General features: G+C 62.8%; 16 protein-coding genes. 14 read left to right on the forward strand and 2 right to left on the reverse strand.

Annotation, left to right across the window (positions count from 1 at the left end):
• Window positions 1–159: 159 nt before the first annotated feature.
• The 4 genes from HS101_13255 (at window position 160) to HS101_13270 (ending at window position 6,776) form a co-directional block, all read left to right on the forward strand.
• Entirely contained in the window at window positions 160–1,785 is a 1,626-nt protein-coding gene (locus HS101_13255) for a sigma 54-interacting transcriptional regulator (GenBank protein MBE7507231.1), read from the forward strand.
• A gap of 138 nt (window positions 1,786–1,923) precedes the next feature.
• A complete protein-coding gene (locus HS101_13260; GenBank protein ID MBE7507232.1) occupies window positions 1,924–3,306 on the forward strand; it encodes a trehalose-6-phosphate synthase in 1,383 nt (460 codons plus the stop codon).
• Window positions 3,303–5,825: a trehalose-phosphatase gene (gene otsB / locus HS101_13265; protein MBE7507233.1), complete on the forward strand. Its 2,523-nt coding sequence runs from the start codon at window positions 3,303–3,305 to the stop codon at window positions 5,823–5,825. Before HS101_13260 ends, otsB begins: the two co-directional genes overlap by 4 nt.
• 159 nt (window positions 5,826–5,984) lie before the next feature.
• Complete coding sequence (locus tag HS101_13270; GenBank protein MBE7507234.1) at window positions 5,985–6,776, forward strand: alpha/beta fold hydrolase; 792 nt, start codon at window positions 5,985–5,987, stop codon at window positions 6,774–6,776.
• 448 nt (window positions 6,777–7,224) lie between these two features.
• On the opposite strand, the gene HS101_13275 is transcribed toward HS101_13270, so the two are convergent.
• Window positions 7,225–7,569: a zinc ribbon domain-containing protein gene (locus tag HS101_13275; GenBank protein ID MBE7507235.1), complete on the reverse strand. Its 345-nt coding sequence runs from the start codon at window positions 7,567–7,569 to the stop codon at window positions 7,225–7,227.
• A gap of 147 nt (window positions 7,570–7,716) precedes the next feature.
• On the opposite strand from HS101_13275, the gene HS101_13280 reads away from it, so the two are divergent.
• Entirely contained in the window at window positions 7,717–8,505 is a 789-nt protein-coding gene (locus HS101_13280) for a hypothetical protein (protein MBE7507236.1), read from the forward strand.
• A gap of 341 nt (window positions 8,506–8,846) precedes the next feature.
• The gene (locus HS101_13285; protein MBE7507237.1) at window positions 8,847–11,000 is read left to right on the forward strand and encodes a UvrD-helicase domain-containing protein; all 2,154 of its coding nucleotides are present in this window, start codon (window positions 8,847–8,849) and stop codon (window positions 10,998–11,000) included.
• Between the two features lie 5 nt (window positions 11,001–11,005).
• Here HS101_13285 and HS101_13290 read toward each other — a convergent pair whose 3' ends face one another.
• Window positions 11,006–12,661 carry a sigma-70 family RNA polymerase sigma factor gene (locus tag HS101_13290; GenBank protein MBE7507238.1) on the reverse strand — a complete coding sequence of 552 codons (1,656 nt, stop codon included), beginning with the start codon at window positions 12,659–12,661 and terminating at the stop codon, window positions 11,006–11,008.
• A 420-nt stretch (window positions 12,662–13,081) separates the two neighbouring features.
• Here HS101_13290 and HS101_13295 point away from each other — a divergent pair, with 420 nt between their 5' ends.
• The 8 genes from HS101_13295 to HS101_13330 all read left to right on the forward strand — a co-directional run bounded on the left by HS101_13295 (window position 13,082) and on the right by HS101_13330 (window position 20,185).
• Window positions 13,082–14,065 carry a DUF1028 domain-containing protein gene (locus HS101_13295; protein ID MBE7507239.1) on the forward strand — a complete coding sequence of 328 codons (984 nt, stop codon included), beginning with the start codon at window positions 13,082–13,084 and terminating at the stop codon, window positions 14,063–14,065.
• Window positions 14,066–14,126: 61 nt separating this feature from the next.
• Window positions 14,127–14,738 (forward strand): hypothetical protein, encoded by a 612-nt coding sequence (locus HS101_13300; protein MBE7507240.1) that lies wholly within the window; start codon window positions 14,127–14,129, stop codon window positions 14,736–14,738.
• Between the two features lie 215 nt (window positions 14,739–14,953).
• Window positions 14,954–16,375, forward strand: a complete 1,422-nt coding sequence (locus HS101_13305; protein MBE7507241.1) for an aldehyde dehydrogenase — start codon at window positions 14,954–14,956, stop codon at window positions 16,373–16,375.
• Window positions 16,376–16,387: 12 nt separating this feature from the next.
• Window positions 16,388–17,506, forward strand: coding sequence for an iron-containing alcohol dehydrogenase (locus tag HS101_13310; protein MBE7507242.1), 1,119 nt, complete (start codon window positions 16,388–16,390; stop codon window positions 17,504–17,506).
• A gap of 53 nt (window positions 17,507–17,559) precedes the next feature.
• Window positions 17,560–17,931: a hypothetical protein gene (locus tag HS101_13315; GenBank protein MBE7507243.1), complete on the forward strand. Its 372-nt coding sequence runs from the start codon at window positions 17,560–17,562 to the stop codon at window positions 17,929–17,931.
• Window positions 17,932–18,018: 87 nt separating this feature from the next.
• A complete protein-coding gene (gene thiS / locus HS101_13320) occupies window positions 18,019–18,216 on the forward strand; it encodes a sulfur carrier protein ThiS (GenBank protein ID MBE7507244.1) in 198 nt (65 codons plus the stop codon).
• Window positions 18,217–18,231: 15 nt separating this feature from the next.
• Window positions 18,232–19,044 (forward strand): thiazole synthase, encoded by an 813-nt coding sequence (locus tag HS101_13325; protein ID MBE7507245.1) that lies wholly within the window; start codon window positions 18,232–18,234, stop codon window positions 19,042–19,044.
• A 94-nt stretch (window positions 19,045–19,138) separates the two neighbouring features.
• Window positions 19,139–20,185, forward strand: a complete 1,047-nt coding sequence (locus HS101_13330) for a hypothetical protein (protein MBE7507246.1) — start codon at window positions 19,139–19,141, stop codon at window positions 20,183–20,185.
• Window positions 20,186–20,216: the final 31 nt, after the last annotated feature.

Genomic DNA, 20,216 nt, shown 5'->3' on the forward strand with positions numbered 1-20,216 from the left:
CCGTGCTTTGCACATTGGATTGCAACGAATGTGCCATTCTAGAAGTGATTTATATCTGTTTGCACTTATTATAATTACAACTATTTCGTGACATCGCTCTTGGCGACGCAATTTCGTAAATGACGAGACTTCGTAGCGACATTTCGTCACCGTCGTCCTATGCTCTGCGTAATGGCTGAACTCGACTCGGGCATGTCCGTGTCCCAGGGACTTCGTGACCTTCTCATCGAGGTCAACGAACAACGAACGCTCAGTGCGGTTGTTGGAACCGTGGTTCGACGCCTCGCCGAGCAATCCCAGATTGCCCTCGCGAGAATCTGGCTGATGGCTCCCGGCGACATCTGTCAAAGCTGCCCCATGCGCAAGGAATGCCCCGACCACTCGCGATGTCTTCACCTCGTCGCAAGCGCCGGTCGATCCCAGCGAGACTCCGGCGAACGCTGGAGTCGCCTCGATGGAGAATTCCGACGCATGCCATTGGGTGTTCGCAAGGTCGGCCGGGTCGCCGCTTCCGGCGACTGCCTTGCCGTCACCGACGCGAGCAAGGATTCGACCTGGATCGTCAGTCCCCAGTGGGCCAAAGACGAGGGGATTCTCGGATTCGAAGGTCAACCGCTCATCTTCAAAGGCGAAGTCCTCGGCGTACTTGCCATCTTCACTCGGTCCGTCCTTACCGCGCATTGCCTTGACTGGCTGCGCATGATTGCCGATCTCGTCGCTGCATCACTCGCCAATACCCGCGCCTTTGAAGAGATTGAGCGGCTCCGCGCACAGCTCGAACTCGAAAATGAGTACCTTCGGGAAGAGGTTTCAGATGCCCGGGCCTTCGGGGGGATTCTCGGGCAAAGCTCCGCCATGCGGGCAATTGTCCGACAGATTGAGCTTGTCGCCCCCACCGACGCCAATGTGCTGATCCTCGGCGAATCGGGTACCGGCAAGGAACTCGTAGCTCAGGAGATTCATCAGCGTAGTGTTCGAAAGGGACGCCCGCTGGTGCGCGTCAATTGCGCGTCGATCCCTCGCGAACTCTACGAGAGTGAATTCTTCGGTCACGTGAAAGGGGCATTCACGGGGGCCGTTCGCGACCGCGCCGGACGATTCGAGATGGCCCATGGCGGCACGCTCTTCCTCGATGAAGTCGGCGAGATTCCCCTCGATCTGCAAAGCAAGTTGCTGCGCGTACTACAGGAGGGCACGTACGAGCGGCTCGGCGACGAGCGCACCTTAAAGGCGGATGTCCGTGTTATCGCCGCCACGAATCGGAATCTGAAAGCGGAGATCGAGGCTGGCGCCTTCCGGCAGGACTTGTATTATCGACTCAACGTTTTCCCAGTCGAAGTTCCGCCGCTTTGCGACCGTCCGGAAGATATTCCATTGCTAGCCCGCGAATTCCTGAATCGAACGAAGCGACGGTTTGGCCGGCCGGATGTCGAACTGACGCAGGCCAACGTTCTGTCGCTTCAGGCCTACGCCTGGCCGGGAAACGTGCGTGAACTCATCAATGTGATCGAACGAGCCGTTATCACTTCGCGAAACCGGGTGCTGCGATTTGATTTCCCGAATGTACGGCAGAAGGGCCGCCACGCCACATCTCTCGCGGATCGCGGGGCGGTTGTGCCGCAGTCGGAGATCAAGCGCATCGAACAGGAGAATATTCGAGCCGCGCTGGCGCAGACCAATGGCCGCGTGCACGGGCCCGGCGGAGCCGCGGACCTGCTCGGCATGAGGCCTACCACCCTCGCTTCGCGCATCAAGCGAATGGGCCTCGATCGCGAATCGCAATGAGCTGTTCGGGTGACAAGCGTCACGCGGGCTTCATCGCAGCAACACAAGAGGGTGGCGATATAGCGCGATTGCGATTAAGGTCTGTGGCATCCAACGTACGCATAACAAGGTCAGCCGCAAACATCTTATCCTCAAGCGATGCCGCACAAAAAAAAACTTCTCATCGTCGCCAATCGACTGCCCATGCACCGCGCCGCAAAAGGCGCCACCAGCAAATGGGAGATCAGCCCCGGTGGTCTTGTCACCGCCATGTCCCCCATTCTCGCTCGCCACGGCGGGTCGTGGATCGGGTGGCCCGGCGTCGCCGGCAGCGCCATCAGGCCTTTCGAGTCCGGCGGCATTCATATCGTTCCCGTCAGTCTGACCAGAAAGGAAATCGAGACCTACTACGAAGGGTTTGCCAACGAAACCCTGTGGCCTCTCTATCACGACGCGATTCGGGCCCCCAAGTTCATCAGCGCCTGGTGGAAGCCCTATGTCGATGTCAACTGGAGATTTGCCCGGGCAGCCGCCAGGCAGGCCAAGCGCGGCCAACTCGTCTGGATACACGACTACCACCTCCAACTCGTTCCCCGCATGCTGAGGGAATTGCGACCCGACGTCCGCATCGGCTTCTTCCTGCACATTCCCTTTCCACCGGACGAGCTCTTCGCGTGGCTGCCGACGCGCTGTGAAGTTCTTCAGGGCATCCTCGGATCTGATCTTGTCGGGTTTCAGACCCCCGCGGATGTCCACGCCTTTTCCCGCGCGGCGCGCCGGTTCACTTCGGCCACGGGATCGGACTCCAAATTGCGCTATGGCGATCGGTCGGTTCAGGTCGGAGCATTCCCGATCTCCATCGATTTCAAGTCTTTCGAATCGGAAGCGAAGAGGCCCGCCACGATCCGCAGGGCCCTCGATCTTCGCCGCAAGGTCGGTTCGACGCGCAAGCTGCTGCTCAGCGTCGACCGTCTCGACTATACGAAGGGCATGGATGGCAGACTTCTGGCCTTCGAGGAACTCCTGCGCCGCAAGGTCGTCACGGTTGACGACTGCCTTTTCATGCAGGTCGCCGTGCCCAGCCGCGAGTCGGTGGACGAGTATGTCAAAATGCGGTCGCATATCGAGGCCATTGTCGGCCGTATCAATGGGGAGTTCAGCGTTCCCGGGCGCGTGGCGGTTCACTATTACCGTCGCCGCCTTCAGCGATCCGAGCTTGTCGCTTATTACCTCGCGGCCGATGTCATGCTTGTGACACCGCTTCGCGATGGGATGAATCTGGTGGCGAAGGAATACGTATCGACGCGAACCGCGAATTCCGGTGTCCTTGTGCTCAGTGAATTTGCGGGGGCGGCCAACGAACTCACCAAAGCCCTTCTGGTGAATCCGCGCGATATCGACGGCATGGTCCGCGTGCTCGATACGGCCCTGCACCTGCCGAGCCCGGAGGTGAAGCATCGGATGTCGTCGCTGCGGTCGCAGGTCCGCCGGCACGACGTCCACGCATGGGCCGAGAAGTTTTTTAAGGCATTGGAGAGATGAATCCGCTTCAACCATCGGTACTTGAGATCGCCACGGCGCCGATCCTCCTGGTCGCCTGTGACTTCGACGGCACCCTCGCGCAGATCGTCGAGGACCCCGCCGCCGCCCGGCCGGATGCGGAGGCGGTTGAGGCGCTCGAGAAACTCGCTGCGTTGCCACAGACCCACGTCGCGGTGATCTCCGGCAGGGCGCTTGCCGACCTTCAGAAACTCATGGGCGATGTCGACGGCATTGAGCTGATCGGCAGCCACGGATCGGAATCGAGCCTCGCCTTCGCATCCGGCCTGCCCGAGGCGGCGGTGTCGCTTCTTGACGAGTTGCAGAAGCAGGTCGAGCAGATCGCATCGAGATTCCCCGGCATGCTCATCGAACGCAAGCCCGCCAGCGTCGCCGCACACTATCGCTCGGTGGATGCGGCCCATCGCGATGAGGTTCAGTCGGCGCTGCTCGCCGGCCCCGCCAGACTCGAGGGCGTTTTTATTCGTCCCGGAAAATGCGTGATCGAACTGGCGGTTGTCGAAATGAGCAAGGGGCGTGCGCTGCAGTCGATTCGATATCGGCTCGCGGCGACCGCCTCTGTTTTCATCGGCGATGACCAGACCGACGAGGAGGCCTTTGCCGTCATGGCGCCGCCGGACGTCTCCATCAAGGTGGGCGAGGGGGCGACGCTGGCCTCTCTGACCGTTGAAGATGTCGGCGCCGTCCGCGAACTTCTCACGAATCTCGCGGTCACCCGCGAGCGATTCCTTGCGCAGTCTCTGGTCGCCCCGATTGAGCAGCACTCCATCCTTTCCGACCAGCGCACCGCCGCGCTGGTGAACCCGCAGGGTCGCGTTGTCTGGTTGTGTCTGCCGCGCATCGACGGCTCGCCGCTCTTCGCCGAGCTTCTGGGCGGCCCCTATGCAGGCTATTTCGCCATCGCCCCGGTGAGCGCCGACGGGCCTATCGGGCAGTCGTACGTCGATCACTCGTTTGTACTTGAGACGCGCTGGAAGGATATGACGGTCACCGATTATCTCGACTGCACCGCCGGCCGAGCCTTTCAGCGGGCAGGGAGGACGGACCTTATCCGGGTCATTCGCGGCAAAGGCCGCGCGATTATTACCTTTGCGCCCAAGATCGACTTTGGACGAATGCCGACGCGCCTGATTCTCGTGGACGGCGGCCTTGAGGTCGATGGGTTTCTCGATCCTATCGTCTTGTATTCGCCGGGCGTCGAGTGGCGCGTCGTGGAGGATGGTCCGCACCAGTACGCGGCGGCGGAAATCGACCTCGGCGATGAGCCCGTTATACTCGAACTTCGTTACGGGACCGGCAATCTCGAGCCGCGTCGAAATCCGGAACAGCATCGGCGACAGGAAACGAAACAGTTCTGGTCGACCTGGACACAGACGCTGGTGCTTCCGTCGGTTCGGCCGGAACTCGTGAGGCGCAGCGCTCTTGCGCTTCGCTCGCTGTTCCACGGACCGACCGGCGCGATTGCCGCCGCCGCCACGACGAGCCTGCCGGAGCACATTGGCGGCATTCGAAACTGGGACTATCGCTATTGCTGGCCTCGGGATGCCGCGCTCTCCGCCTCGGCGCTTGTCAGGCTGGGGACAACCGGACAAGCCATGAAGTTTCTCGACTGGCTGTTCGGCGTACTGGAGAGGTGTCCTTCGCCGGAATCGCTGGCCCCGGTCTATACCGTTGCAGGCGGTCACCTCATGCCGGAAGCGGAGATCGGCAGCCTGACCGGCTATCGGGGAAGTCGGCCGGTGCGCATCGGCAATCTCGCGTCTCATCAGGTGCAACTCGACGTATTCGGTCCCATTACAGAACTCGTGGCGCTGTTGGCCGAGCACGGCGCGGCGCTTTCCTCTGAACACTGGCGTCTCGTGGAGAACATGGTGTCCGCCGTCGAGAACCGTTGGCTGGAGCCCGACCACGGCATCTGGGAAATCCGCCTCGCCCGTCGCCATCATGTCCATTCGAAGACGATGTGCTGGATGACGGTCGATCGCGCACTGGCCGTCGCCAGGTACTTCGGGCGCAAGCGGTCGCACTGGGCCGATCTGCGAGATTCGATTGCGCGGGATGTCCTGCAGCACGGCTGGAAAGAGCACCTGGGGGCGTTCAGCGGCACCTATGAGAATGAGCATCTGGATGCCGCCGTACTGGCCATTGGGTTGTCGGGGCTCATTGCGCCGACCGACGAGCGGTTCGTTCGCACGGTGGATGCCATTGAGAAAGAGTTGCGGGTGGGGCCGACGGTCTATCGCTATCGCGCCGACGATGGCATTGCCGGGATCGAAGGGGGCTTCAACCTCTGCACGGCCTGGCTGATTGAAGCTTACGCCGCCATCGGTCGACGCGATGCGGCGGAAGAACTGTTTGAACAGTACTGCGCCCTGGCGGGGCCTACGGGCCTGATGTCCGAAGAGTATGACCCGGTCGAGAAAGTCGCGCTGGGCAACTTCCCGCAGGCCTATTCTCACCTCGGCCTGATCAACGCGGCCGTGAGGCTTTCTCAACAGTAGGGCAATTGCGGCGATCCACGGGGTCCGGCGGACCAGGGGCCCATTCGGCCGAAGGCGGCCCATCCCGTCTGCTCCCGGGGAAATCAGCTTGTTTTCATCGCCATCGGGTTTTGTCCGCTTCAGGCGAGCGGGAACCGACGGCTTCCCGATATATATGACATGAAGACTCATCCACGAACGGTTCTGATTGTCACGGCGATCTTTTCGCTTCTCCTCTTGTCCGCGGCGTGCAGCCTGAATGATCTCAAAACGCCCGAGCGTCAGGAGAAGGGGCTGGTCATCGTTCTGCCCGGCATCGAGGGGCCGAGCTACTGGAACTACAACCTTGCCCGTGGTCTGGCCGATGGCGGAGTGGAGAATGCCATTGAGATTTACGATTGGGGGACGCGCATTCCCGGCGGGATGCTGATCAATCTGGCGGACTACGAGCGCAATCGGGCGATGGCGGCCAGCCTGCGCGATTACATCGTTACTTATTTGAAAGACCATCCGGGGCGCGATGTTCACGTCATCGGGCATTCGGGCGGCGGCGGCATCGCCGTGCTTGCGGCGGAGATGCTCCCGGCGGACAAGCCGATTTCCTCGGTGATCCTTCTCGCCGCGGCGTTGAGCCCCGACTACGACCTTCGGCCGGCGCTGAAGAACACGCGCCGAGGCATCTTCAATTACTACTCGCAGCTTGATGCCGGGTTCCTCGGGGTGGGCACCAGCGTGGCCGGGACCATCGATCGCAAGCACACGCCGGCCGCCGGGGCGATGGGATTCAATCGGCCGGGCAGCGAATCGGCGGACGGCGACCTTTACCGCAAGCTCCAGCAGATCAAGTGGGACCCGAAGATGCGCGGGTACGGCCACATGGGGGATCACATGGGCTGGACGAATCCGTCGTTTGTCAGGCATTATCTCGCCCCATTGGTCGTGGAATTGGGCCGGCCGGATGATTTTGAATGAGGCGGCGAGCTGGGCGGGGCCTTTCTGCGAAGGTGACATAAGGTGACACAGCCGATTTTTTTGGATGGCAACTCTTGTGGCGGGCATGTGTTGGGGCAAGTCGCGATTTGGGTGGTTTTTGACGGCCAGCAGGCGTCGCCGATGAGAGGCCCGCGGGGTTAATCGTCGCGGATCGAAGCCGGCGATCGTCGGGCGCGGCAGTGGGCTTGATGGCAAACATCGCATAGAGAATCTTTGCTCCATGTGCGCGCGGATTTGAAGGCCGAAGGTGGGTCTTGAACCGCCCGGACGCAAGTCCGGGGCTCTTTGGCGGCGCTACGGAGGAGGCGCGAGGGGGCTGTTCAGGGGCAGCGGCTCAATGGGGCCGATTCCGGCGCGAGGGGGCGCTTGGTTGGGGGTTCGGTGGCTGCGGGAGTCGGGGTTTTGGCTGTGTTCCGGATGGCGAGGTCTAGCCGTTTCTTCGCATCGGGTCGCCCATGGATGCTCCGATGATGCAGAAGAGGTGGAGTATGACTCCGGGGAAGATGAAGAAGAGATAGCCGATAGGGACAAAGATCAGCCAGGCAATTCCATTGAGTATCTGACCTTTGTAGATCTGTCCGAGGCCGGGGATGAGGAAGCTGAGGACGGCGGCGATGCCGGGGTTCCAGAGTTGCTGCGGCGGGGCGTGGACGATGAAGGGCGGCGGTGCGGATGGGCCGGCGGTGGATCGGATGGGGTCTCCGCAGTTGGGGCAGGCGCTGGCGCGGACGGAGACTTGGCGGCCGCAGGCGGGGCAATAGATCATTTTCATCACAGTCGCCTCCCAAGCAGAATTGTCGTTATGGGATTGTATATTTTTGGGGGGCTTGGCATCAAGGCGGGGCCTGTAGGATAGGCGGATTGCGGCGGCGCGGGCTTTCGCGGTGGATCAGTTTTCGACGCGCAGATCAGGGTCACGATGAAAAAAGTGAATGCCCACGTGGTTTGCGTGGACAAGAAGAAGAAGTTTTCATCGGCGACGCTGCCGAGTGACGCGCTATTGCGGCTGGAGACGGCGTTTGGCGCGGGCTCGTGGTGGCGCGATAAGTGGACGGCCAAGGCGTTTCGGGAAGCGGCACGGGATGTGCTGCGCGAGCATGGCGGATTGGTGCTGATCGGGCCGTCGGTGAAGTTTGAAGTTCCGCCGCCGTTCTCGGAGATGTTTGAACCGATCGAGATCAGCACGGGGCTGGGCGACGATCGCGAGCGGCTCAAGACGATTTCCGGGGAAGAGCCAACCCGTCAGGAGCGGTGGACCCGGGTGGGTCGATGGATCGCCGTGTTTGCCATACTTTTTGGTCTGGCCGCAATGACGCTTGCCTATCTGCGCGGTCTGCCGAGACAGGCCATTACCATCATCATGCTGTCAATCGGGGGTACGGGAGTCATCGTCTGGCTCGCGGTTACGCTCAGTCGTTACGGCGACCGGTGCTTTCTGGTGCCGGGCGGCGTGGCGATGATTCGTCGACCGGTGCGCCGCGGGCAGCCGCCGCGCGTCACGGTGCTTTCGCGCACAGATTCGTGCCTGGTATTTCGCTACGTGACTCAGGGTAAGACGGTGGTGCTCAAAATGGAGCTATGGACGCACGCTGGGCGGACGGTTTCGCGCGGCGTGTCCGAGCGCGAGGCGATGAGCCTGCTGGCGACGTGGCAGGGGGAAATGTCGCCGCCGGACGATTCCAAGTTGATGGAATTGGTGAGCTGGTAGGAAGAGAAACGTTAAAAAGTCAAAACGTCAAGACGTCAAAACTATTGATCGTTTCACTGTGAGAGAATCGCTGGGTAGAACTCAGACCAGTCTTCGTTGCGCGTGGATTCGGTCCAACTTGCAAGGCCGCGAGCCCCTAAAGATGGTACGACACCGCCTTCCACGGACGGGTCACCTTGAAGTAATTCCAGAAGGCGTTCGCGATCAGGAGGGGTTAGCGACTTTACTTCTTCCAGAATTCGCTCGAGTTTGGTCATGTGAGCAGTCTAGGGTACCGGGCCTCGACAGAAAAGTGCAAGAACCAAAGACGGAGACGGAAGAGGAGAGAAACTCGGAGTATCATGTTGGCGATGATCGAGAGCACTTTGTTCGACAATTTGACGGGGCCGCAGTTGGAGGCGGTGCGGCATGTGGAGGGGCCGCTCCTTGTGCTGGCCGGGGCGGGTTCGGGCAAGACGCGGGTGATTACGCGGCGGGCGGTGCACATCGCGCGGACGACGGGGCGGCCGGACCAGGTGCTGGCGATTACCTTTACGAACAAGGCGGCGGGGGAGATGCGCGAGCGGATCGGCGCGCTGGGGATTTCGCAGCGGATGTGGGTGCACACGTTTCATTCGCTGTGCGCGCGGCTGCTGCGCGAATATGCGGGGGCGGCGGGGGTGAGCCCGACGTACTCGATCTTTGATCAGGCGGATCGGCGGTCGGTGATTCGCGACGCGATCGCCGAGTGCGGGCTGGCGACGGAGAACTGGCAGCCGCGCATGGTGGAGGAAAAGATCAGCGAGGCGAAGAACCGGCTGCTGGGTGCGGAGGAATTCGCGGCGGAGGCGTCGGACTTTTCGGGGCGGACCATCGGGCAGGTGTACGCGAAGTATGAGGAGTTGATGGCGGCGCAGCAGGCGTGCGACTTTGACGACCTCTTGATGCGGTTCGCGGTGCTGCTGCGGGACGATGCGGCGGTGCGGGAGGAATTGGCGGATCGGTTTCGGTACCTGCTGATCGACGAGTATCAGGATACGAATCATGCTCAATATGTGATTGCGTCGCAGCTTGCGACGGGGCATCGGAACATCTGCGCGACGGGGGATCCGGACCAGTCGATTTATGCGTGGCGGGGGGCGGACATTCGAAACATTCTGGACTTCGAGGCGGACTATCCGGAGGCGAAGATCGTCCGGCTGGAGCAGAACTTCCGCAGCACGGGGGCGATCCTGTCGGCGGCGTCGTGTCTGATCGATCACAACATGCATCGCAAGCCGAAGGCGCTTTTTACGGAGGGGGAGTCGGGGGCGGCTGTGCGGGTGTGGTCTTGCGAGGACGAGCGGCAGGAGGCGACGCGGGTTGCCGGCGACATTCGCGAGGCACTGGCGGAGGGGCGGCAGGCGGGGGACGTGGCGATTTTCTATCGGGTCAACGCGCTGAGCCGGGCGATTGAGGATGGGCTGCGCTCGGCGGGGATACCGTATCAGATCGCGCGGGGGGTGGAGTTCTACGGACGCAAGGAGATCAAGGACGTGCTGGCGTATCTGCGGATCATCGAGAATCCGGCGGATGAGACGGCGCTGTTTCGGGCGATGGGGGCGCCGACGCGGGGCATCGGCAAGACGACGATGCGGAAGATCACGGAGCTGGCGCGCGAGGGGCGGAGCCTGGACGAGGCGATGGCGGCGATGCAGTCGGGGCGTGCGGCGGCGGCGAAGCGGATCGGGGCGTTTGCCGAAATGCTTGCGGTGTTTCGGGCGATGCCGCGCCGGCCGGTGCGGGAGATTGTGGAGCGGGTGCTGAAGGAGTCGGGGCTGGAGGCGTCGCTTTCGGGTCAGGAGGAGATCGACAATGAGCCGCTGGCCAACGTGTATGAACTGGTGAACGCGGCGGGGCAGTTTGACGGCGACCAGCCGGAGGGGACGCTGGGCGACTGGTTGCAGCAGATCAGCCTGGTGAGCGATGCGGATGCGATCGAGGAGGCAGGCGGGACAGTAACGCTCATGACCCTGCACACGGCGAAGGGGCTGGAGTACCCGATGGTGTACATCGTCGGGCTGGAGGAGGGGCTCCTGCCGCACAAGCGGTCGCTGGCGGGAGAGGAGTCCGGGGTGGAGGAGGAGCGGCGGCTTTGCTTCGTGGGGATGACGCGGGCGAAGGAGCGACTGACGCTCTCGGGGGCGCGGTACCGGATGACTCGCGGGATTACCGAACGCTCGATCGCTTCGCGGTTTCTACGGGAGCTGCCGGATGAAGAGGTCGAGCGCGATTCGTTTGAATCGCAGCGCGATCGGAGCATGGCGCACCTGGGGGAGTACAACGACGGCGACGGGCACATGGCGGCGGGGGGCTACTATCCGGGACAGCGTGTGCGGCACGAGGAGTATGGAGACGGGGAAGTGGTGGCGCTGGAGCCGCGGGGGCGGTCGATGTATGTGCGGATTTTCTTCAACGACTATGGCGAGCGGTCGTTTGCCATGGAGCATGTTTCGCTGATTGTGATGGATGCGTAGACGCGTCAGCCGGCGAGAAGGGCTGCGCCGTGGTCGCCGAGGTCGGTGCGGAGCTTGGTGAGGGCGCGGATTTCGAGCTGGCGGACGCGCTCCTTGCTGATGCCGAGGTGGCGGCCGATTTCTTCCAGAGTTTCACCGGCGGAATTCTCACCGATGCCGAAGTGGCGCTCGACGATGACGCGCTCGCGCTGGTCGAGTAGGCGGAGACTGCGGGCGACGACGGCCTTCGCGGCGGCGACGCTGCTCTCCAGTGCCTCGACCGATTCGCGCGTGTCGCCGACGGTGGCGAGCGATTCGTCGCAGCCGGTCTGGTAGCGATCGGAGTGGGCGAGTGTCTCGGGGACGCTTCGGGCGAAGCCGCGGGTGATGGCCCAGGTGGCGTAGGTGCTGAAGCGGAAGCCGCGGGCGTAATCAAACTTGTCGACGGCGCGCATCATGGTGACGTTTCCGTCGCTGATGAGCTCGAAGAGATTGAGGGCCGGGTGTCCGAAGACGTGGCGCTTGGCGATGCTGACGACCAGCCGGAGATTCGCCTGGATGATTCGGTTCTTGATTTCCTTCGCGGCTTCGAGCGGGCCTTCGACGGCGGCGAGATCGCGCTGCGTCGCGCGGGCGTCGGATGCCACGAGCTTTTTGCGATGCGTCTCGGCGACGTGGAGCAGGTAGTTCATGCGAGCGAAGAGGGTTGACTCTTCGTCGCGACCGAGAAGCGGCGTGCGATAGAGCGCCTGGAGATACGGCGGGAGATCGGCGGGCGGCCGATGGAGCGTCTCATCGGGCTCGCCGGATTGATTGCTTGCGGACTTCGACGGTCGGGCGTCGTCGGAGAGGAAGGTCTCCTCGGCGTCGGGGGCGTCGAAGGCGGGGTTGTACATGTATTCGATCGGCGACTCCGCAAAGCGGCGGACGCGGGCGTGGGCCAGCAGTCGCTGAATCTCCACTTCGCGCTTGCCGAATTCGGCGGCGAGTTGACGCGGGGTCTTGCCGTTTTCGAAGGCCTCCAGCAGGACGGTGCACTCGTCGATGGCGCGGGCTTCGTCCTTGCGATCGAAGAGGGCGTCGGCGGGATTGTCGCGGTCGAAGCGCCGCAGGGTGTAGCGGATGGTCTCGACGGCGCGGCCGGTCTCGTTGGAGATTTCCAGGGTCGCGGCGTGGAGCGAGCACTTCCTTGCGGCGACGAGGACGCGGGCGCGGGCGATGATGTCGTGCTTCTCCGCGTCGGTCATGACCTGGAAGGCGGCGCCGCGACGGACGAGGTCTTCGTTGCGGGCGACGAACAGTTCCACGGACCGCTCGGTGAAGCAGAGCCGGGGTTTGTCGTCGCCGTTGGTGTACCAGGCGCCGGCCAATCCTCGGACTCGCCATCGGGAGATGGTCTTGGTGGAGACGCTAAAGCGCTGAGCCAGCGCGTCGGAATCGTGAAGCCGACCTTCGGCCGACTCGGCGTCGATGGGGCACTTGGCCGTGAGGACGTCGAGCAGCTCGACCAGGTCGGCTTGAAGATCCTTGCCGGAGAGCATCGATCCATCGCCTCGGCGGGATCGGTATCCGGTGATGTGATAACAGATGAGCGAGTAAGGGTATTCGCGGGAGGCCTCGACGACGTCGATGGCGCGCATGATGCCGTCGATCTGGCGCGCCCTTTGACGGGCGGGGGCCATGGTCAGCTCATGAGCGAGCTGTCTGATCTCGGTACAGCGGAAAGCCTTCACAATCGCCTCCGTGGGCTTCGGTTCGGCGGGCAACTTTGTGTGGGCCGCAATCGCCGGGGGTTGCATCCTGCAGGTGGCGATTGACTAGCCTGTTTGGCGGGCCGTTCCAGGGGAGCGCCGGGACTCGTCTTCCCGACGGAACAGGAGCGGTCAGCACCCTCGTCTCTAGTCATATTATCGCCCAGAAACGTCTTAAAGTCAATTCCGGGGCCGTTTTGGGGGTTCTTATCTTCGATTGCGACGACTCCGGCGACCTATTGACGCCATTCTTGCGACAGTCATTCTACGGGCGGGCGAACGATTGCTGGTCTTTGCCTGCTGGAGAATGCCATGTCGCTGAGCTTTGGATGTTCGATTCTTGCGGTGGTTATGTCGGTTCTTGGTGATCCGTCGCCGCCTCCGAATCGGGCGGACGGGTCGGGGCTTCATCGACCGGTCTGTACCTATTCAATTGTAGCGCGGGACCCTGCGAAGGGAGAGATGGGGGTGGCGGTGCAGTCGCACTGGTTCTCGGTGGGGTCGGTCGTGCCGTGGGCGGAGGCGGGGGTGGGGGCGGTGGCGACCCAGTCGCTGGTCGATCCGGCGTATGGTCCGATGGGATTGGCGCTGATGCGGATCGGCCGGACGGGGCCGGAAGCGCTGGCGTCAATCCTGGCGGGAGACAACGGGCGGGAGGTTCGGCAGGTGGCGATGGTGGATGCGAAGGGACGGGTCGGTGTGCACACCGGGGCGAAGTGCATTCAGCCGGCGGGCCATGTTGTTGACACTGACGCGCAGTTTTCGGTGCAGGCGAATCTGATGTCGAACGATCGCATCTGGGGCGAGATGGCGGAGGCGTATCGGGCGGCGAAGGGCGATCTGGCGGATCGGATGATGGCGGCGCTCGAAGCGGCGGAGGCGGCGGGCGGGGATATTCGGGGTCGTCAGTCGGCGGCGCTGATTGTTGTGTCGGGGACTTCGACGGGGAAGCCGTGGGTGGATCGGCGGTTTGATCTGCGCGTGGAGGATCACGAGCAGCCGCTGACGGAGCTTCGGCGGCTGGTGAAGTTGCAGCGGGCGTATCTGCACATGAACGCGGGTGATTTGGCAATCGAGAAGAAGGACTTCGAGGCGGCGGTCCGCGAGTATCGGGCGGCGGAGGCGTGTGCGCCGCAGATCGTGGAGATTCCATTCTGGCATGCGGTGAGCCTGGTGAATGCGGGGAAGGCCGAGGAGGCGTTGCCGCTGTTTGCGGGCGTGTTTGAGAGGGAGCCGGTGTGGGCCGAGTTGATCCCGCGGCTGGTGGATTGCGAGTTGTTGGAGGCCGATGAGGCGTTGGTGACGAGGATTCGCGGGCTCGGTTCGGGGCGATGATGCGAAGAGAAGCTCGCGGTTGGGTGCTTTGTCAGCCTTGAACGCATGTTAGAATGATGTCATGGCGACGTTCGAAGATATCATGAGCCGTGGCGGGGATGCGGCGATTCGTGAGGCGGCGAAGTTCTTTATGAAATCCGACCCCGTCCATCAAAGTCTGCGCGAGATTACGCGTCGTCTTTCAGAGCTTCAGATCGACTACGCCGTTGCGGGGGGAATGGCGCTGGTGGCGCATGGATACGATCGAACGACCGTTGATGTCGACATTCTGGTTACCGAGATGGGACTCGACGCGATCCATCAGTCGTTGGGCGGATTGGGCTACGTGCCGCCGTTTGCCGGAAGTCGAAATCTTCGCGATACGAACACGGGCGTGCGGATCGAATTTCTTGTGGCGGGCCAGTTTCCGGGTGATGGGAAGCCGAAGGCGGTGGCGTTTCCCGATCCGGCGACGGTGGCCGAGGAGATCGACGGCATTCGATATGTCAACCTTGCGGCACTAATTGAGTTGAAGCTGGCGTCGGGAATGTCCAACCCGGGCAGGCTTCGCGATCTGGCGGATGTGCAGGAGTTGATCCGGACGCTTCGACTGGGCAAGGATTTTGGTGATCGGCTTGATTCATCCGTTTGCTCGAAGTTCCATGAACTGCGGGCAGCAGTCGAAGACGATTAAGCCTCGACAACGGCAGGGCATGCGGGTTGCCATCGCCTGTATTCATTCGGGCAAACGCAGCTCGCACTCTGTGAGATTCTCCGATGAGGCAGGGGAATTGGACATCAAGACTCCCGAATGACGACGCCTTATAATCCGTTCATATGTTGGTCGGTGTCGCAGCCGACGCGTTTGAGACCCTGCGGTTTTCAGCTACACAAGGCGGATCTCGAGTCATGCTCCACATACCGATTCTTCGAAACGGCAAGCCTTACGAGAGCGTCGACAAGGTCGAAATCGTTCACCATGCGTCGGGAGAGCCAGTGGCGATGGTCAGCCAGGCCAACAGCGGCATGGTGACGCGCGACATCGGGCGAATGAACCATCGCGTGCTGGAAAAGCTGACGGTGGCCGAGCTGATCGCCATCAGCCGGAAGGCGGCGGCGCTCTTTATGACCGCGGATTTGCCGCTGGGGGATACGAAGCAGTCGTTTGACGATTACATCACGCAGCTTTCGGCGACGACCGGCATGCCGCAGGTGCTTTGCCGGGCGAACGCGGAAAAGATTCACCGGGTGATGAACGAGATCGACGTGGTCGTCGCGGGGCTGACACGCGGGTTTGATCTGCAGATTCTCGATCGCGGCTACGGGCTTGATGACGGACGGATGCTGAGCTGGTCACGGCAGGCGCGGGTGTTCGGCGCGGTGCTGCCGAGCAACTCGCCGGGGGTGCATTCGCTGTGGATTCCGGCGATCGCGCTGAAGACGCCGATCGCGCTGAAACCGGGGCGGGAAGAGCCGTGGTCTCCGTTTCGCATTGTTCAATCCTTCATTGCGGCGGGTGCGCCGGCGGAGGCGTTTGGGTTTTACCCGACGGATCACGGTGGGGCGGCGGCGCTGTTGCGGGCGGTGGATCGATCCATGCTGTTCGGCGACGCGTCGACGACGCGGCCATGGGCGAACGACCCGCGCGTGGAGCTGCACGGGCCGGGACACAGCAAGGTAGTGCTGGGCGACGACTGCGCGGACGACTGGGAGAACTACGTCGATCTGATGGTGACGTCGATCTCGGCCAACGGCGGGCGGTCGTGCATCAATGCGTCGGGCATCTGGACCCCGCGACACGGTAAAAAGATCGCCGAGGCGGTCGCGGCCAGGCTCGCGGAGGTCAAGGCGCTTCCGGTGGACCATCCGGACGCCAAGGTGGCGGCATTCGCCAATGCGAAATTCGCGGAGATGATTTCCAACACGGTCGATGAGGGACTTCGCGAGTCGGGGGCCGAAGATGTGACCATGCGGCTTCGCGGGTCGCCGAGGCTGGTCAAGCAGGGGCGGATCGCCTACCTGTTGCCGACGGTGATTCGGTGCGATGCGCGCGAGCACGGGCTGGCCAATCGCGAGTTTCTGTTCCCGTTCGCGGCGGTGGTGGAGTGCCCGATGGCGGAGATGGCGGAGGCGATCGGGCCGAGCCTGATCGTGACGGCGATCACAAAGGACCAGCGATTCATCGCGGAGTTGATGTCGTCGGAGAACGTCGATCGGCTCAACATCGGCGCGATCCCGACGTATCGGCTGAGCTGGGACCAGCCGCACGAGGGGAACCTGTTCGAGCATCTGTATCGGCAGCGGGCGTTTCAGATCGAGCCGGCGGCGTGAAGGTGAGGGCGATTGCACACTAATCTCCAAAGTCGCTTGCCGGTCCGCGTCATCTTCGGACATGGGACGATTATTCGGCTTGGCGCCGTCGCCGTTGACGAAGGCGCTACGCGCGTGTTGCTGGTGACGGACCCCGGGATTGTTCGGGCCGGTCATGCCGAGCATGCGGCGGCAACGCTGCGCGAGGCGGGGTGTGAGGTCACGATTTTTCACGGCGTGCAGGAGAACCCGACAACGGAGCACGTTGCGGCGGGCGTTTCCGTGGCGCGGGACCTGGGGATTAACTTCATCGTCGGCGTCGGCGGCGGCAGCGCGATGGACTGCGCCAAGGGGATCAATTTCATCCTGACCAACGGCGGGCGGATGCAGGATTACTGGGGTGTCGGCAAGGCGGCCAAGCCCATGCTGCCGTTTGTGGCGGTGCCGACGACGGCGGGGACGGGGAGCGAGGCTCAGTCGTTCGCCTTGATTACCGATCCGGCGACGCATCAGAAGATGGCGTGCGGCGACAGGAAGACGCTGGCGCGGGCGGCGATTCTCGATCCCGATTTGATTCGCACGGTGCCGCGGCAGGTGGCGGCGGCGACGGGCATCGACGCGATCTCGCACGCGGTGGAAACGGCGGGGACGAACAAGCGGACGGACGAGTCGCGCGAGCTTTCGCGTGCGGCGTGGCTGAGGCTGGAGGGATCGCTGGAGAAGTATCTGGCGGACCCGGAGGACTCGGCGACGCGGGAGTCGATGCTGATGGGGGCGCACCTGGCGGGCGCGGCGATTGAGGCGTCGATGCTGGGTGCGGCGCATTCGTGTGCGAATCCGCTGACGGCGAAGTATGGCATTGTTCACGGCGTCGCGGTCGGCGTCGTGCTCCCGCATGTCGTGCGGTTCAACGCGGCGTGCGGGGATAATCCTTATGCAGAGCTGGATGAGGACGCCGATCGCCTGGCGATGCGGATCGAGCGACTCTTGATGGCGGCGGGGATTCCGCGGCGGCTCGGTGAGCTGGGCGTGCGACGGGAGGACCTGCCGGAACTGGCGGCATCGGCGTCAGGGCAGTGGACGGCGCAGTTCAATCCGCGGAAGGCAGGGCCGGAGGAGTTTGAACAGGTATTCAATGATGCCTTCGGTTGAGTCGATTTCGCGGCACCTCGACAGGCCTGCCCCAACAGCCACACAATAGGCTCATGTTTGCACTGCTATCAGTCTGGATCGCGTTGGGTGCGTTCGTCACGTCGATCGCGCTGGTGTTCTGGAAGTCGGCCGATCGCGAGGCGGTGGCGACGCTGCTGCCGTACACGATTGCGTTCTCCGCCACATTCGCGGCGGGGGTGCTTTGGGGTTTGCGGAAGGCGGCGAAGGACGAGGCTGGCGTGGGCGGGCAGCGGGCGCAGGCGCTGGCGGCGCTGGTCATCAACAGCCTGACGTTTGCCGTGATGCTGGTCTGGCTGCATGGCTTTTTCGACGCGACGCTGGGATTGCTGCTGGAGGGTGGGTTCCTGTGCCTAATCTACTGGCTCTACACGCGCATCCTGGTGCCGGACTCCACGAAGGGCTGAGGCGACCCTATAATTCGCGATGAAGTCGCGGCGGCGCGCCTCAGCATGACGAGTCTTAGCGAAGTACATCTTGATATGCCGGATCAATTGCAAATATTCGTCAATGGCGAGAGCGACACGCTGGAGGCGCCGGCGACGGTGGCGGCGCTGGTCGCGCGGCGGGCGCCGAGGCCGCCCTTCGCGGTGGAAGTGAACAAGCGGCTGGTTCGCCGCAGTACCTATGAATCGACGCCGCTGGCGGAGGGCGATCGGGTGGAGATCGTCACGCTGGTCGGTGGGGGATAAGGGAAAGCATCAAGCATGGATCCGCAGGCATTGAAGATCGGCAGTTTCTCGTTTCGCTCGCGGCTTTTCGTGGGCACGGGAAAGTACGCGACCTATGAACTGATGCGCGAGTGCCTTGAGGCGTCGCGCTGCGAGGTCGTGACGGTGGCGGTGCGGCGCGAGCGGCTCTACGACGCGCAGAACCGGAGCCTGCTCGACTTTCTCGATACCAAGAGATACACGATCCTGCCGAATACGGCGGGGTGCTTTACCGCGGAGGATGCCGTTCGCGTGGCACGACTGGGGCGGGAACTGCTGGAGCAGCTTGAGAATCCCGGCGCGGCGTGGGTCAAGCTGGAGGTCCTGCACGATAAGAAGACGCTTCTGCCGGACCCGGTGGGGACACTGGAGGCGACGAAGGAGCTGGTGAAGGACGGCTTCACGGTGCTGGTGTATTCGAGCGACGATCCTGCCGCCGCATGTCGATTGAAGGAGGCGGGGGCGACAAGCGTCATGCCGGCGGGAAGTCCGATCGGCAGCGGCCAGGGCATCCTGAACGCCAGCAACATTCGCATCATTCTGGAGATGCTCAAGGAAGGCGATGCGGAGTACCCGGTGATCGTGGATGCGGGCGTCGGCACGGCGAGCGACGTGACGATGGCGATGGAACTGGGCGCGGACGGCGTTCTGCTCAACACGGGCATCGCGCATGCGAAGGACGCGGTGGCGATGGCCCGGGCGATGGCCCACGGCATCGATGCCGGGTACCTGGCTTATCGAGCAGGCCGGATTCCGCGAAAGCTCTACGCGACGGCAAGTTCGCCGATTGAGGGGACGATTGTTTATTAGCCGGTTTCCCCAGGGGGCATTGAGGGGAATAATATGAACATGGCTGGGTGAGTCCTTCGGCTGCCTGGGCCTTCACGAGGAGGGGAGATTGGCCATGCCGCGACTCATCGCGCTGATCCTCGCCGTTCTGGCGGCGGCTTGCCTGGCGGCAAGGGCACAAGCGCAAGTTCTATACGTCAGCAGCGACTTCAGCCACGAGGTTTTGCGATATAACCCGCAGACCGGCGCGCTGATCGACGTGTTCGTTTCCGCGGGAAGCGGCGGGCTGAATCAGCCACACAGCATCATCGATCGTGGGCCGGACATCATCGTCGCCAGCTTTGGAACCGATCAGGTCCTGCGATATGACGCGGCGACGGGTGCGTTTCTCGGTGTCTTCATCAGCGGCGCGACAGGGCTGAACGATCCGGTCTATATGATTCACGGGCCGGACGGGAATCTTTACATTTCCAGCCAGGCTTCGGATGAGATCCTGCGGTATTCGCCCGATGGGGTGTTCATCGATGCATTCGTTTCGGCGGGCAGCGGGGGGCTGGACGGGCCGAGCGGGTTTGCCTTTGCGCCGGACGGCCGGCTGTATGTCGCCGGGCGGTACAGTGCCGATGTGTTGGCATACGACGGGGCGACCGGGGCATTCATGGAGACGGTGCTCGACGCCAGCGACGGACTGACCAGCGGCGACACGTTTGGTTTGCAGATCGGCGACAACGGCGATCTCTATATCGCGTCGAACGGGAATGGGTATCGATACGATCTCGACTCGCACGCGATGGTGGGAATTCCCGTCGGCTTTCCGATCGGGCTGGAGAACGGTCCCGACGGCGGCGTCTTCGTCGCGACGAGCAACAACCTCCGGCTGATCGATACCGGCGACAACAGCATCGGCGGGCCTTTCCTTGTCGGCGGGGCGATCAATCTACTCAACTTCTTTCATTTTTCGCGCGGCGGCTGCTCGGTCTGTCCGGGCGACATGAATGGGAACGGCGTGGTTGAAATCGGCGACGTTGTACCGTTTGTCGATCGGCTCCTGGATGGTATGGACGAGACTTGCCCCGATGCTGATTTGAGCGGCACGGTCGACGGGCTGGATATTTCCGCGTTCACCCTTCGACTTGTCACAGGTCAGTGCGGCGGCACTTGAGCCGCGGCGGGGTCTGTCAGGTCCGGCGCTG

Source organism: Planctomycetia bacterium (genome assembly GCA_015075745.1).
In the GTDB taxonomy this organism is placed as follows: domain Bacteria; phylum Planctomycetota; class Phycisphaerae; order UBA1845; family UTPLA1; genus UTPLA1.